At 47.3% G+C, this 15,670-nt stretch carries 12 protein-coding genes; 11 read left to right on the top strand and 1 reads right to left on the bottom strand.

Features of this window, described 5'->3' with window-relative positions; translation table 11 throughout:
- The first annotated feature begins 212 nt into the window (after positions 1-212).
- From BM184_RS07805 to lacG, 11 genes are all read left to right on the top strand, one after another.
- The gene (locus BM184_RS07805; protein WP_086942965.1) at positions 213-797 is read left to right on the top strand and encodes an SH3-like domain-containing protein; all 585 of its coding nucleotides are present in this window, start codon (positions 213-215) and stop codon (positions 795-797) included.
- Positions 798-818: 21 nt separating this feature from the next.
- Positions 819-2,396: a GW dipeptide domain-containing protein gene (locus tag BM184_RS07810; protein WP_256213075.1), complete on the top strand. Its 1,578-nt coding sequence runs from the start codon at positions 819-821 to the stop codon at positions 2,394-2,396.
- Positions 2,397-2,808: 412 nt separating this feature from the next.
- Entirely contained in the window at positions 2,809-3,693 is an 885-nt protein-coding gene (gene galU, locus BM184_RS07815; protein WP_086942967.1) for a UTP--glucose-1-phosphate uridylyltransferase GalU, read from the top strand.
- Positions 3,694-3,784: 91 nt separating this feature from the next.
- Positions 3,785-4,828, top strand: a complete 1,044-nt coding sequence (locus BM184_RS07820) for a glycosyltransferase family 2 protein (RefSeq protein WP_086942968.1) — start codon at positions 3,785-3,787, stop codon at positions 4,826-4,828.
- A 21-nt stretch (positions 4,829-4,849) separates the two neighbouring features.
- Positions 4,850-5,956 (top strand): glycosyltransferase family 1 protein, encoded by a 1,107-nt coding sequence (locus BM184_RS07825; protein WP_245830701.1) that lies wholly within the window; start codon positions 4,850-4,852, stop codon positions 5,954-5,956.
- Positions 5,953-7,023 (top strand): hypothetical protein, encoded by a 1,071-nt coding sequence (locus BM184_RS07830; protein WP_086942969.1) that lies wholly within the window; start codon positions 5,953-5,955, stop codon positions 7,021-7,023. The genes BM184_RS07825 and BM184_RS07830 overlap by 4 nt, the downstream gene beginning before the upstream one ends.
- 20 nt (positions 7,024-7,043) lie before the next feature.
- The gene (locus BM184_RS07835) at positions 7,044-8,096 is read left to right on the top strand and encodes an EpsG family protein (protein ID WP_086942970.1); all 1,053 of its coding nucleotides are present in this window, start codon (positions 7,044-7,046) and stop codon (positions 8,094-8,096) included.
- Positions 8,097-8,282: 186 nt separating this feature from the next.
- On the top strand, positions 8,283-10,748 hold the full coding sequence (locus BM184_RS07840; RefSeq protein WP_086942971.1) for a GW dipeptide domain-containing protein: 2,466 nt from the start codon (positions 8,283-8,285) through the stop codon (positions 10,746-10,748).
- Positions 10,749-11,192: 444 nt separating this feature from the next.
- On the top strand, positions 11,193-11,510 hold the full coding sequence (locus BM184_RS07850) for a PTS lactose/cellobiose transporter subunit IIA (RefSeq protein WP_016173973.1): 318 nt from the start codon (positions 11,193-11,195) through the stop codon (positions 11,508-11,510).
- 5 nt (positions 11,511-11,515) lie between these two features.
- Positions 11,516-13,231, top strand: coding sequence for a lactose-specific PTS transporter subunit EIIC (locus BM184_RS07855; protein ID WP_218151008.1), 1,716 nt, complete (start codon positions 11,516-11,518; stop codon positions 13,229-13,231).
- Positions 13,232-13,246: 15 nt separating this feature from the next.
- Complete coding sequence (lacG, locus tag BM184_RS07860; RefSeq protein WP_086942973.1) at positions 13,247-14,650, top strand: 6-phospho-beta-galactosidase; 1,404 nt, start codon at positions 13,247-13,249, stop codon at positions 14,648-14,650.
- Between the two features lie 331 nt (positions 14,651-14,981).
- Here lacG and BM184_RS07865 read toward each other — a convergent pair whose 3' ends face one another.
- Positions 14,982-15,668, bottom strand: coding sequence for an HAD family hydrolase (locus tag BM184_RS07865; protein ID WP_177208596.1), 687 nt, complete (start codon positions 15,666-15,668; stop codon positions 14,982-14,984).
- Positions 15,669-15,670 lie beyond the last annotated feature (2 nt).

The following is a 15,670-nucleotide window of genomic DNA, read 5'->3' on the forward strand; positions in this document are numbered from 1 at the left end:
TTCAAATAACTGTCAGAAAACCCGCCGGAACCCCCTTGGCGGGGAAAAACTTCCGCGGACAACGTGAGATTGCCCGCCAAACCCATTTTGGCTGGCAACACTATAATATGAATGATAGGAAAGAATATTGAAGTATAATATATGATTTATTTGTATTTAATGTTATTGTTAATATTACAACATTTATAGCATTTGATTTTAGGAGGAATAGGATGAAGAAAGTTATGCGCAAGGTAAAGTGTCAATGGATAACAGCGGCAGTAATGGGTGCCACAATCGTTGCTTTGGGTGCAGTAGACGTACCTCAAATAGCAGCTGTGGAGGGAAATGACCCAGAAACGACAGTCCCAGTGGAGGATGAGAATTTTTCTGCAATAAGCACTGAACCGGGTTCTGTTACTGATAGCATCAGTGATGCGCCAATCGAAACTACGATAACAGCAACGTCCGTTGTAGCCAAAAGTTACGTGCAAATCCTTTCGACAGCAGACGTTTTCTATGAAGCAATCATCTCCCGGGGAACAGATGCCATCAACACCGCACCATGGGGTACCGAAGGGTATGAAACAGTCGGCCACAGTTCGGCTTATCTGAATACAGAAGTGAGCGTCAGCCAGGAACAACTGGCGGATAATGGCGTACTCTGGGCGCTGATTTCAGTGAATGGTCAGGAGTTGGGCTGGATCGCAAAAGATGCCTTGCAGGAACAGAAGTATGCCCAAAGCGTATCCGAAAAAGCAGTCGACTATTCTGCGACCGTCAACCGCGGAACGGACGCCATCAACACGGCGCCATGAGGAGCGAAAGGATTCCGTACAATCGGGAACAGTTCGGCTCATTTGGGAACGGAAGTGCGTGTGAGCCAAGAAAAAGTGATGGATTATGGCGTGACTTGGGCGCTGATTTCAGTGAATGGTCAAGAGTTGGGTTGGATAGCGAAGGATGCCTTGAAGGAAAAGGTTTATGCCCAAATCACAAAGGAGACTACGGTAAGCTATGATGCCATCGTCAACCGTGATTCGGACGCCATCAACACCGCGCCTTGGGGAACGAAAGGCTACCGGACAACAGCATCCAGTGCGGATTATCTGGGCCAAACGATTGAAGTCACGAAGGAACAAACGACCGATTACGGCGTGGTCTGGGCACTGCTTTCGGTGGACGGCCAGGAATTGGGCTGGATAGCAAAGGATGCTTTGAGAGAGGTAACCTATGCCCAAATCGTTTCCGAAACCGAGGTGGCCTATCCTGCATTGATCAGTCGCGGCTCAGATGCCATCAACACGGCACCATGGGGAACGAAAGGCTATCAGACAAAAGCATCCAGTGCGGATTATCTGAATCAAACGATAGAAGTCACAAAGGAGCAAACGACGGATTATGGCGTGACTTGGGCGCAAATTTCGGTGGGCGGCCAGGAGCTGGGTTGGATCGCGAAAGATGCCTTGACCGCATTGGAAAGAAAAACGGAAACAAAGACAGCGGAGATCGGCTACCCAACAATCGAAAAGGTAGACGCCACGATTCCTGCAGGCGAAAGATGGACTGTCCAATCGGGGAGCAAAGGGTACGATACGGTAACGTATGAAGTGGATTATGCAGACGGCATCGAAATGGGCCGTCGGGAAGTCGGCCGCACAACCAAAGCGGTGAGGGAAGAAATCGTCAAGGTCGGCACCCAGCAGGTAAATGGATCTGGTGAACCGGGTTCAGCCACCCGATATCACCGTGTGGCGAACGGCGACACGCTTTGGGGGCTATACTACAAGTACGGGCAAACACTGGATCGCCTGTTGGAATGGAATGACATTGTGGATCCGAATCACTTGTCCCTTGGGCAATTAATCAGCGTTGATGGATACAACCGTTACGATGCGATCCTCAAGGAACACCAAATTTTCGCATCGGAAGAAGAATTTTTGGCGTACATCATTCCGGTATCCCAAAGGCTGGCAGCTGAGAATGGCCTTTATGCCTCAGTGATGATCGCCCAAGCAATCCATGAATCCGATTGGGGGACGAGCGGCCTCACGACATTGAGTCACAATCTGTTCGGCATCAAAGGGGCGTTCGATGGCAATTCGGTCGAAATGCCCACAAATGAAGTGATCAATGGCGAACTGATCACGATCACAGCGGGTTTCCGGGCTTACTCAAGTTTGGATGAGTCAGCGCGCGATTATGTGCATTTACTTTTAAATCAACGGGGTGAAAACGGGAAATATTATGCCTCTGCCTGGATGGAAAACACCACTTCCTACAAAGATGCAACAGCGCACCTGCAGGGTAGGTATGCGACAGACCCAAATTATGCGGCGAGACTGGATAAGTATATAGTAACCTATGAATTGTACAAGTATGATAGCCCCGATGCGGGGACTCCAACTTCGAAATAGTAAGCGAAGGCATTAAATGCATGAATGACTGGAGGATGTCCGATAACTATGAAGAATCGGACAATCAAGCAGCGTGCTGTCTGGAGGATGTCCGATAACTATGAAGGATCGGACAATCAAGCAGCGTGTTGTCTGGAGGATGTCCGATAACTATGAAGAATCGGACAATCAAGCAGCGTGTTGTCTGGAGGATGTCCGATAACCGAGAAGAATCGGACAACCAAGCAGCGTGTTGCCAGGAGAATGTCTTATAACCGAGAAGAATCGGACAACCGAGTACCAAGAATGGCTGAAAAAACTCTTAAGTTATTCTAAACAATCGCGTACCGAAGGGAATTTCCCCCGAGGTGCGTTTTTTTTTGGCGGCATCTTTGTTATAATGAAACGGACTATTCATGAAAGAGGGAGACACATGACGAAAGTACGGAAAGCTGTAATACCTGCAGCAGGTTTGGGAACACGTTTTTTACCAGCAACAAAAGCGATGGCTAAAGAGATGATGCCGATCGTGGATACACCGAGTATCCAATATGTGGTGGAAGAAGCTATGGCTGCCGGCATCGAAGAGATCATCATCATCTCCGGGAAAGGCAAGAGTCCGATCGAAGACCATTTTGACGTAAATATCGCGTTGGAAGAAAACTTGAAAGACAAAGGCAAGACGGCGATGCTGGAATTGGTTCAGAAGACGAACATTCCGCACATCCATTATGTGCGTCAAGCCTACCCGCATGGACTCGGTGACGCTATTCTGCAGGCCGAGGCTTTCATCGGAAACGAACCATTTGTCGTGCTGTTGGGCGATGATATCATGCCGAGCGAAGTACCGTTGGCTAAAGCGTTGATGGATACCTACGACGAAACGAAGGGCGGCGTCGTGGCGACGATGCGCATCCCTGAAGACATGACGAACCGCTACGGCATCATTGACATCAAGGAGCAGGTCGGCGAACACATCTACAGCGTCAACCATTTCATCGAAAAACCAGCTCCGGAAGAAGCGCCGAGTAACCTTGCCATCATCGGCAGGTATCTTTTGACACCGGAAATATTCGACATTTTGCGCAACCAAGCGCCGGATGCCGGGAATGAAATCCAGCTGACTGATGCGATCGAATCTTTGAACGCGATCCATCCGCTTGTCGCTTATGAGTATACGGGCAAGCGCTATGACGTGGGCGATAAATACGGCCTGTTGATCGCGAACATCGAATTCGGTCTGGAGAACAAAGATACAGCCGACAAAATGCGCCCTTATCTGAAAGAATTGGCGAAGGAATTAAAGAACAAAGCGTAACGCGTTGCACTGACAGGAGCAAATTTCTGCATAGCCCCGGCCTTTTTTGGCCTGGGTGCTCTGTCATGCCCTACGTTAGGAAGGAAAACTAATGGAAAACAAACCTTTTTTCAGCATCGTGATCCCAGCCTACAACTGCGCCGGGACTATCCGTGCCACATTGGAGAGTATCGCCGCCCAGACGGTCAGCGATTTTGAAGTCATCATCGTGAATGACGGTTCGAAGGATGCGTCAGCGGATGTTCTGCAAGGATTCGCAAACATGGACAGCCGCTTTTCTTTCATCACCATTCCGAACAACGGACCGGGAAATGCCCGCAACCAAGGCATCGCCCGCGCACAAGGGCGGTATCTGTTTTTGATGGATGCGGACGATGAAATTGAGCAACATACTTTGGAACGCTACCAAACGATCCTAACCGGCGAAGCCCCGGATCTGATTGTGGCTTCCTATAATCTGCGGGTGCTTGACAACCAGGAGATCGTTTCGGAAAAACAAGTCATCGCCGAAGATCGAACCTACGCTTCGAACACGGCGTTCCTGGAGAATCTGTATCCTTTGATGAACAAGCAGCTGATGTATGTCATCTGGAACAAGATTTACCGTCTGGACATCATCCGTGAGCATCAGATCGCCTTTCCGAGCTACAGCAGCTGTGAGGACCGCTTGTTCAACATCGCTTACTACCGACATGCCCAAAAAGTCGTGACGACCAGCGAAGTGCTCTACCAGTATGCTTTCGAAGGCAAGAGCAGCTTGACAAACAAGTATTTCGACAATAAATTCGAGACGTTCCTGGAATTCTACAATGAATTGCTGGACCTGACCGACAAGGACCTGGGCGGTTTCAGCGCGCTTTTCCTGAAAGGTACGATGTCCTGCATCATCCCGTTGCACGGCTCCAGCTGCCCGTTGGATTGGGCAGGCAAAAAGACCTACATCAAAAAAATACTGCAGCACCCGCGCGTGCAGTATGCAACGGCCAAGAGTCTGACCGATACGCCGATCCGGAAAATCATGAAACTATTATTCCGATCGAAATCGATCTACCTGAATTACATCGCTTCCGGCATGATGCATCTTTTGAGCAATGCATCGCCGAAACTGATCGAAAAACTCAAAGGAAATTTCTAGAAAGATGGGAGAACTATACCAATGACTCAGCTTAAACGTGTCCTGCATTTCCAGGGCAGAATGGGAAAGGGCGGGGCGGAGACGTTCATGATGAATGCTTACCGCAACATCGACCGTTCCAAGTACCAATTCGATTTCGTCATCTATGAAGAATTTGCCGACGTGCGTCCCTACCATGATGAAATCGCCGCATTGGGGGGCAAGATTTTTGTCGTGCCGAACCCGAACAAGCACCCGCTGCGCTACATCAACACCGTCAGTAAGCTTCTGCAGGAGAACCAAGTCGATGTCGTCCACAACGAAATCTTCTTCGGCGGCGGCCTGAACCTGTGGCTGGCTGCAAGAGCCGGCGTCAAAAAACGCATCGCCCATAGCCATGCGACTTCCGACGGCAAAGGCAATCGCTTCCCATACAGCGTCGTGCGTCCGATTTTCAACAATCTGATGATGAAATATGCGACTGATTTCATTGGCTGCTCGGATGAAGCCGGCATCGGCCTATTCGGCAAGGAACAACCTTTCGTCATGCTTCCGAACGGCATCGATCTCGACCGTTACCGCAACGTACCGGTGACGAAAGCAGAAATGCATGCGCAGTTGGGCATTCCGACAGATGCCTTTGTGATCGGTCACATCGGCCGTTTCGAAGAACAAAAAAATCACCGGCTGTTGTTGAAGATTGTCCAACACATCCTTAAGAAACATCCGAATACGTACCTCTTGTCGGTCGGAGCCGGCAGTCTTGAAGCAGAAATCCATGGCTTGGCCAAGGAACTGAAAATCGAAGACCATGTGCTCTTTTTGGGCGAACGCGAAGATATCGCCGAACTGCTGAAAGCGATGGACGTCTTCCTGTTGCCTTCGTTGTATGAGGGCTTGCCGATCGTGGCGGTGGAGGCTCAGGCTGCCAACGTCAAATTGGTACTGTCAACAGAAGTGTCAAAAGACACCGTGTTGTCCGAAAATGTCCGTTTTGTGCCGTTGGATGCGGAGCTGGACCGATGGGAAGCAGAAATCATGGGCGATCCGCAAGGCAACCGTCCGAAACCAGAAATGGAAGCATTTGATATGCTGAAGACCGCAAAAGCGCTGGAAAAAATCTACGATGCAACGGAGGGTACAGCATGAAAAACTTACCGACCATGAAGGAAACGAAGGCATTTATGCAGGACAACAAAAAGACGATCGTCGGGACAGCTTTAGCCATTGTCATCCTGTACGCTCTGGCGATCGCTTATACGCTGTTCAGCGATGATAAAGTCGAAGAAATCAAGGAAATCAATCCAGCTACCGGCTTGGAGCTGCAGTTGATCACGGATGCTGAATACAAAGCTTTACTGGAAGATGCCGTACGGTTTGATTTCTATGTAGAGAATACGGAAGGCTATGCCTTTACGAACTTCAACCTTTTAGAAGCTGTACTGTTGTCTCCGGAAGTCTACGAGCTGATCCATTCCGTGGAACCGATCGTCGCGACCGAAGAAATCGAAGCGATGGAGGAGGGCAATATCCCGGCAAATTACATGATCGATGTGGATACGGATTATGATACTAGCGAATTGCATATTACGGTAGGGACTGGTGATGAAGCGAAAAACACAGCAATCGCTACGTTGCTCTATCAAGCCATCCAGGATGAGACACTGCCGTTCTTTGCAAACAAGAGCGTCTACTTGCTGTCTGAACCGCACGTGGTCCAACTTGAGAAAGGGCCTGAGCCAACGGATGAAACCGGAAGTGCCAGCTTGCCACTGTATCTCATCATGGGAGCTGGCTTGTTCATCGGCGGCTTGCTTCTCGGCATGTTGTTAGCCTTCTTCCGTCTCTTCTTCAAAAAGGAAATCACAGACGTGTTCAACTATCGCATGAGCGATGACGATACTGTATTGGACTTGTCGCATACGACTGCCGCTGAGCAGGAAACGGCTTTGGCGCACGGCATCCAGCATCCGGCTGCGGCACGTAAACTGATCCTGTCCGAGGAACCTTTGGCGCCAGCTGTGCAAAAACGCTTGGAGCAGATGACAGGCGCGCCGTACGTGTTCGCGCAATCCGTACTCGCGGCAGATCCCTTATTGCATTTCGATGAAGTTATCCTCGTTTCCCGTAAGAACGGCACAACAAAGGATTGGTACAAGAAACAACGCACGCTATTGGAAAATTACGCGACTCCAATCAAAATTATCTTAATCTAGCATTGGAGGAGGAATAATGGATGGCTCTCTATGTCTTTACATTCATCACCCTGTTGCTGCTCAGCATTGCTGAAGTGTTCTACGACAACAAAAAAATCGTTCTGATCGGTGGCGGCTTCCTGGCTATTCTGGCTGGGTTACGCTATTACTCGGGATACGATTTCGTTTCTTATTATTACTTTTTCTACGATTTGACCGGGTTGTCCGATGTCTTCAATGGCAGCATCGATGCCGAGCCCGGCTACCTGTTCTTGAATTATTTGTTCCTAAAGCTAGGTTTGAATTACTATGCGTTCATTCTCTTTTTTGCATTCCTGAGCATGGGGTTGTTGGTCAATTATCTTTACAAAAACAATCCGTACCCATCCTTGGTCCTGTTCTACTATTTTTCGCGTTTCTTTTTGGCGAGGGATATGGGGCAGATCCGTGGTTCGATCGCGAGCATCATCCTGCTCTATTCGGTGAAATACATGCAACAGAAACAGCTGTTCCGCTTTCTGTTGGTGGTCGGGATTGCCTCGCTATTCCACATCACAGCGCTCATTTTCATCGTCGGCTACGTCTATGAAAACTATCTCCATAACGGCAGCTGGCTGCAGGTGATGGTGCTGTTCGGACTGGCGGTCGCTGCGGGAATTGTCGTGCAAATGCCTCAGTTGTATCTGTGGGCGGTGCCGGATCGCTACGCTCCGTACTTCACGAATCCGGCCTACACTGGTGGGCAATGGCTGCTGAATCCGGTCTTGCTGATGCAATTGTTGATTTTCTTCGGCACCTTGCTGTTCACGAATATCCGCAAAGATGAAAAATACCGCACGTACCACAACCTCTACTTCCTGGCTTCGTTGATCCTGATTGCTTTCGGAAATCTGGCGACGGTAGGGGGACGTTTGAGTTCACCGTTCGCGACCTATGAGATGTTCGTGGCGCCCTATTTCATCCTGAATTTTACGAAGAACAAAATGGTCAATCTGATTTTCTGCCTGGGATTTACGGTAGTCATCTTCCTGCTGATTTTCATCCTGTCAGGAGATTACGCCTACTTTATCCCTTACGACACGCTTTTGAAATAGAATATGTAGCAACCTCTGGCTGATCTGTAGATTTTACGGATAGGCCAGAGGTTTTTTTGCAGGCTGATATTTTGACAGTCCCAAAAATGCGGATGCGATTCGGGTTGAAAAGTGGTAAGATGAAAATGCATTCACAAATTTTATGTTTTTTGATGCAAGGATTGTTTGAAGGAGGAATTTAAAAGGATGTTTCATGGAAATAGAGGGCATGGGCGCAGAGCCGCGTTGGCAAGTGCAGTCCTGCTGACTTTAGGGCTGGCAAGTGCACCTGCGACTTTTGCCGAAGAGCTGAACGAAATAACCACCATTGTGACGCAAGCCAGTGTGCAGATCCTGTCGACTACGGTTGTTGATTATGAGGCGCGCGTGCTGTCGGCAACGGATGCGATCAATACGCAGCCTTGGGGAACGCCGGGATTCGAAACGATTGGCTGGAGTGCTGACTACACAGGCAAGACGGTCGCGGTGACGCAAGAAAAACTGGCCGATAATGGCGTAACGTGGGCATATATCTCAGTGGACGGAACGGCTATTGGCTGGATTGCGAAAACCGCCTTATCCGCGCCGGTCGAGCCGGATTACCTTGAGGTCGTGTCGACGACCGCAGTCGAGTACACGGCAACGATTACCCGTGGCACGGATGCCATCAACGCAGCGCCATGGGGGACGCGGGGGTTCAAGATACTAGCCTACAGTGCCGACCATCTTGGTGAAACAGTCACAATCAGCGAAGAAAAAGTAGTTGAAAATGGTGTTACCTGGGCTTTTATTTCAGTGGACGGCACCCAACTCGGCTGGATCGCCAAGGACGCTTTGACCGAACCGGATTATTTGGAAGTGTTGGAGACGACCGATATCGATTACACCGCCACCATCACGCGCGGCACAGATGCGATCAACACTGTCCCATGGGGCATGCGCGGCTTCAAGACCGTGGCTCTCAGCTCTGCTTACCTAGGCAAGACCGCCACGGTGACGCAAGAGAAGTTGCTTGAAAACGGCGTAACCTGGGCGTTGATCACAGTGGATGGCAAACAATTGGGCTGGATCACCACAGGAGCTTTGACTGAACCGACTTATGTGCAGATTGTGTCGACGACAACCGTTGATTACGATGCCACAATTGTCCGCGCAGGCGATGCCATCAACACGCAACCTTGGGGGACCAGAGGCTACAAAACAATTGCGAACAGTACGTCCTATATGAATCAGCAAGTACTTGTCACGCAAGAAAAAGTGGCTGATAATGGCGTTACTTGGGCCTTGATCACCCAAAACGGCAGACAATTGGGTTGGATCGCCAAGGATGCATTGAGAAAGGTTATCTATGTTGAAATTTTGTCGACGATCGACGTGGATTATCCGGCTACAGTCACGCGCAGTGGGGATGGCATCAATACGCAGCCTTGGGGAACAAGAGGGTATCAAACCATCGGCTCTAGCTCCGACTATCTCGGTAAGCAAGTGACCGTCGTTCAAGAAAAAGTGGCGGACAATGGCGTGACCTGGGCCTTGATCTCGATAGATGGGAAACAGCTTGGCTGGATCGCAAAAGCCGCTTTGACGGAACCGACGTATGTTCAAGTTGTCTCTTCGAAGTCCGTTTCCTACCAAGCGACTGTTTTGCGGGCAACGGATGGCATCAACACCTCTCCATGGGGAACAAAAGGCTACAAAACAATCGGCTACAGTTATACGTATCTGGGGCAAAAAGTGACCGTCACGAAAGAGCAAGTAACGGATAATGGCGTGACGTGGGCTCTGATTTCCATCAATGGAAAGGAAATCGGTTGGATCGCCAAGGACGCACTTTTCAATAAGGTCATCTCAACGACCGACACATTCTATAAGGCGACAATCACACGCGGTACGGACGGCATCAACACCTTGCCATGGGGCATGGAAGGCTACCAAACAATCGGTTATACCTCGAGTTACCTCGGCAGTAGCGTAACGGTCAGCCAAGAAAAGTTGACTGCGGATGGAGTCCTCTGGGCATTGGCTTCCCTGAACGGAAAAGTATTGGGTTGGATCGCCAAGGATGCCTTGACGGTTGCGGATCTGAATCATACTGTGTTCCTTGATCCTGGACATGGCGGCTGGGAAGCGGGCGCGACCTACAGCAATGTGATGGAAAAAACGATCAATCTAGCCGTTTCGAACAAGGTGAAAGCGAATCTGGAAGCTTTGGGATTCACGGTCATCATGTCGCGCACAACCGATACATATGTTGGTTTGTTGGAGCGTTCGAAAGAAGCAAATGCTTCGGGAGCGGATATTTTCGTCAGCATCCACCACAATGCGATGCCTGCGAATGCAACCGTCACGGGAATTGAGACATATTACTATGAATACGACTCCGACTATCCACCGATCATCAATGAGGACATGCATAATGACCCGACACGGATTCTGGAAAGTGCAGATTTAGCATCGGCAATCCAGGGTTCCTTGGTTGAAAATACCGGTGCGATCGATCGTGGTGTGCGTCGGAATACTTTTGCTGTTCTACGCGAAACGGCAATTCCGGCTGTATTGCTGGAATTGGGATACATGAGCTCGCCGACCGAATTAGCGAAACTGACTACGTCCAGCTATCAGACGACTTTGGCGAAAGCCATTACGGCAGGGATTGTGGCCTATTTCGAGTAACTGAAAAAACGGGAGAAACTTCACTTAGAAGATTCTCCCGTTTTTTCACATAATTAAAAAACAAAAAAAAACATTTAATGAACAAAAACAAAAAATAAAACAAAAAAACGAACAAAATGATTGATTTTATGTTTGATTCTGTTTATAATGAGGGCATAAGGAAATAAAAACGCTTCCGGGAAAATGAGTTGTGATTTTCCAGACTGTCTTCGTAAAATCTTTAAAATATTTTTAGTAAGGAGAAATGAATAGGGCTATTGTACCGGGGACGGATTTAACGGGTGAGGAATTGAAATCAATCATTACAAATCAAAGAGGGTGAGCAAGCTGCAAGTAATTGGTGGCGTAAGACTGGCTTTAATACTATCGATACACTAATCAAGGTTCTTGGAACGACAGCAACATCTTGGTAAGAAAAAATCTGAACAAATTGGAGGAAATGAAATGAACAGGGAAGAAGCTACTTTATTAGGGTTTGAAATTGTTGCCTATGCAGGTGAAGCACGATCGTACCTTTTGGATGCTTTAAAAGCAGCGGAAAAAGGTGATTATGATAAAGCCGAAGCATTATGTGAAGAAGCAAATACCAGCATCAAAGAGGCTCATAAAGCTCAGACAAGTTTGCTTACTATGGAAGCTTCAGGTGATGATATTGCGTACAGCGTTACGATGATGCATGGACAGGATCACTTGATGACAACATTGCTGCTTAGGGATTTGATGAAACATATGATTGAATTGTATAAAAGAGGGAGCAACTAATTATGATGAATGCATTGATTGCACAAATTGAAAAAGCTAAACCTTTCTTTGAGAAAGTATCCCGTAATATCTATCTACGCGCAATACGTGATGGCTTTATCTCAGCGATGCCTGTTGTTCTGTTTTCAAGTATTTTCTTATTGATTGCATATGTTCCTAATATCTTCGGTTTCTCATGGAGTGCATCGACTGAAGCTTTGATTATGAAACCATACGGATATACAATGGGGATTTTAGGAGTTTTGGTTGCCGGCACAACAGCAAAAGCTTTAACAGATTCCTTTAACAGAAAGCTGGAAAACACAAATCAAATTAACTTTCTTTCTACCATGTTGGCTTCCATATCTGGTTTCTTACTCCTTGCTGCGGATGCAGTTGAGGGCGGTGGATTTGCAAACGGATTCTTAGGGACAAAAGGATTATTAACAGCGTTTCTTGTAGCGTTCATTACTGTGAATATCTATCATATCACTGTGAAAAATAACGTGACGATTCGGATGCCGGAAGAAGTACCACCAAACATTTCACAAGTATTTAAAGATATCATTCCTTTTACCTTAGTGATAGTCGTTCTTTATGGTTTGGATATAGTGACCAGGAATATTATGGGCACGAATGTGGCAGAGTCTATCATTAAGTTATTCGAGCCCCTATTCACAGCAGCTGATGGTTACTTGGGTATTACCATCATATTTGGTGCCTATGCACTATTCTGGTTTGTTGGTATACATGGACCGTCTATCGTTGAACCTGCTATTGCAGCGATTACTTATGCGAATATTGAAACAAATTTCCAACTTTTACAGGCTGGACAGCATGCAGATAAGATTCTGACATCCGGAACGCAGATGTTTATCGTTACAATGGGTGGTACAGGTGCAACTTTAGTTGTTCCATTCATGTTCATGTGGTTATCAAAATCAAAACGGAATAAGGCGATCGGCAGAGCGTCAGTTGTACCAACTTTCTTTGGGGTTAATGAACCCATCTTATTTGGAGCACCTATCGTTTTAAATCCAGTATTTTTTGTGCCTTTTATTTTTGCACCGATTGCCAACGTCTGGATTTTCAAATTCTTCGTTGATGTTCTTGGGATGAACAGCTTTAGCGTGAATTTGCCTTGGACAACACCAGGTCCTTTAGGGATCGTTATCGGAACAGGATTCGGGCTGATGTCACTTGTTCTTGCTCTTACATTGATTGTAGTGGACGTAGTGATTTACTACCCATTCTTTAAAGTCTACGATGCACAAATTCTTGAAGAAGAAAAAGCTGGAGTATCTTCTACGGATAGTTTGAAAGAAAAAGTTGAAGGCAGCTTTGATACTAAAAAAGCCAAAGCGGTCCTTGCAAGTGTTGATGCGAACGAGAATGATCCGAAAGTTTTTGAAAATAAAATAATAGAAGCTAAAAATGTTCTTGTCCTTTGTGCCGGCGGTGGAACAAGTGGCCTTCTTGCTAATGCTTTAAATAAAGCTGCGGCTGAATATGGGGCTCCTGTAAAAGCAGCAGCCGGCAGCTATGGTGCGCACATGGATATCATGAAAGACTATGATTTAGTCATCCTGGCACCTCAAGTGGCTTCGAATTACGAAGATATCAAACAGGATACTGATAGATTGGGCGTTAAACTTGCTAAAACGCAAGGAGGTCAATACATTAAATTGACCCGTGATGGCCAAGGAGCTCTTGCATTTGTTCAAGAACAATTCGAAGACTAGACGGGAGATTATAATATGAAGAAGTTACCAAAAGATTTTATTTTCGGCGGAGCAACAGCAGCCTATCAAGCTGAAGGGGCGACGCAAACAGATGGCAAAGGCCGTGTAGCTTGGGATACTTATCTTGAAGAAAACTATTGGTATACAGCAGAGCCAGCCAGTGATTTTTATCATCGTTATCCTGTGGACCTGGAGCTTAGTGAAAAATTCGGTGTAAACGGCATTCGCATTTCCATTGCATGGTCACGCATTTTTCCGACTGGTTTTGGTGAAGTAAATCCTAAAGGCGTTGCATACTATCATAAGCTCTTTTCAGAATGCCATAAACGTCATGTGGAGCCTTTTGTCACGCTGCATCATTTTGATACTCCTGAAGTGTTGCATTCAGATGGAGACTTCTTAAATCGTAAAAACATTGACCATTTTGTAGATTACGCTGCGTACTGTTTTAAAGAATTTTCAGAGGTTAACTATTGGACTACGTTCAATGAAATAGGCCCGATAGGTGATGGTCAGTACTTAGTCGGTAAATTCCCACCAGGGATCAAGTATGATTTTGAAAAATTATTCCAATCCCATCATAATATGATGCTCGCACATGCAAGAGCCGTCAAGCTTTATAAGGATAACGGCTATCCAGGAGAAATAGGTGTCGTTCATGCACTCCCAACGAAGTACCCTTATGATCCATCCAATCCAGGAGATGTTCGTGCAGCAGAATTGGAAGACATCATCCATAACAAATTCATTCTGGATGCCACTTACTTGGGTAGGTACTCTCAAAAAACGATGGAGGGTGTCAATCATATTCTCTCCGTAAATGGTGGCAAGTTGGATCTTCGTGAAGAGGATTTTGAAATGCTTGAGGCAGCGAAGGATTTAAACGATTTTCTGGGCATCAATTATTACATGAGCGATTGGATGCGTGCCTTTGATGGTGAATCAGAAATTACGCATAATTCAACCGGGGCTAAAGGCGGATCTAAATATCAGCTGAAAGGTGTCGGAAGAAGAGAGTTTGACGTAGATGTTCCACGAACGGATTGGGATTGGATGATCTACCCACAAGGCTTATATGATCAAATGATGCGGGTCAAAAATGATTATCCTAATTACAAAAAAATCTACATTACTGAAAATGGCCTAGGCTATAAAGATGAATTTGTAGATGGTACAGTCAAGGATGATGCACGTATCGATTATGTTAAAAAGCATTTAGAGATCATTTCAGATGCCATAACAGCAGGTGTGAACGTGAAAGGTTATTTCATCTGGTCATTGATGGATGTTTTCTCATGGTCAAATGGCTATGAGAAACGCTACGGATTATTCTACGTGGATTTTGAAACACAGGAACGTTATCCGAAGAAAAGTGCTTACTGGTACAAGAAGTTAGCAGAAACTCAGCTGATCGAATAGCACGGTTTATTCTTATAGAGCAGGAAAGTAAAAAATAATACAACTACACAAAACAGCATCGGGAAATTTTTTCCCGATGCTGTTTTTTCGGGGAATTGAGAGCCAGCTCCGGCGAAGGGACTGCTCGCCGGTGGAACCGATCCACGAACAGGGGCAACGCCGGCGAAGCCCCCCTCGCCGGAGCAGGACAGCGAAACCCAGCAGCCAACTACGGCGAAGCCGTCGTTCGCCGGAGCACAGCTCCCGTTGATACGGTAACCTTGGCAACACCGTAACTCCACAAAAAGAGAACGCACCATCGGCCGGGCCGAGGGTGCGTTCTCTTTAATTTTTATGCTTGTTCTGCGAAAAGGCGCTGGGTGAAGCCGTGGAAGTCCGTAATGACGCCGTCCTTACAGAGGTTTTCCTTTTGAAAGGTTTCCCGGTTCTTGAAGAACGGGTCGATTGCGATGATCATACCGATGTTCGCGCTGTTGGCCGCGCGGAGCCCGGAATAGGCGTCCTCAATGACCAGACATTCTTCGGGGGGAACCCCGAGTTTATTGGCGGCATGCAGGAAGATATCCGGCTCCGGCTTGCCGGGGAAGGAACCGTCATCGAAGACGACTTTTTCCGGATCGAACCAACGATCGAGCGCAAAGGTGTCGAAATAGAAGTCGACATTCTCTTTGATGGTCGCGGTGGCGATCGTCAGCGGCAACTTGCGCTCCTTCAGATCGTCCAGCACTTCGATCAAGCCGTCCGTCAATACGAGTTGCTCCGGTTTGCTCAGGCAGAGTCTGCGGTAATGTTCTTCCTTCTCCAAAGAAAGTTTCTGCACTTCCTCGTCCGTCAGTTCAGGGGATACAAAATGACGCAGGATTTTGTCGTTCGTGCGGCCGTGTACGTTTGTCAGAATCTCTGTTTCTGTGAGCCCGTTGCCTGGACTGTACTTTTGGATCATGTCGATCCAGGCCTGTTCGTGCAGATGAGAATCCTGGAACATTGTACCGTTGAAATCAAAAATGATGCCGTTCAGTT

It is taken from the genome of Trichococcus pasteurii (assembly GCF_900112935.1).
GTDB lineage: Bacteria > Bacillota > Bacilli > Lactobacillales > Aerococcaceae > Trichococcus > Trichococcus pasteurii.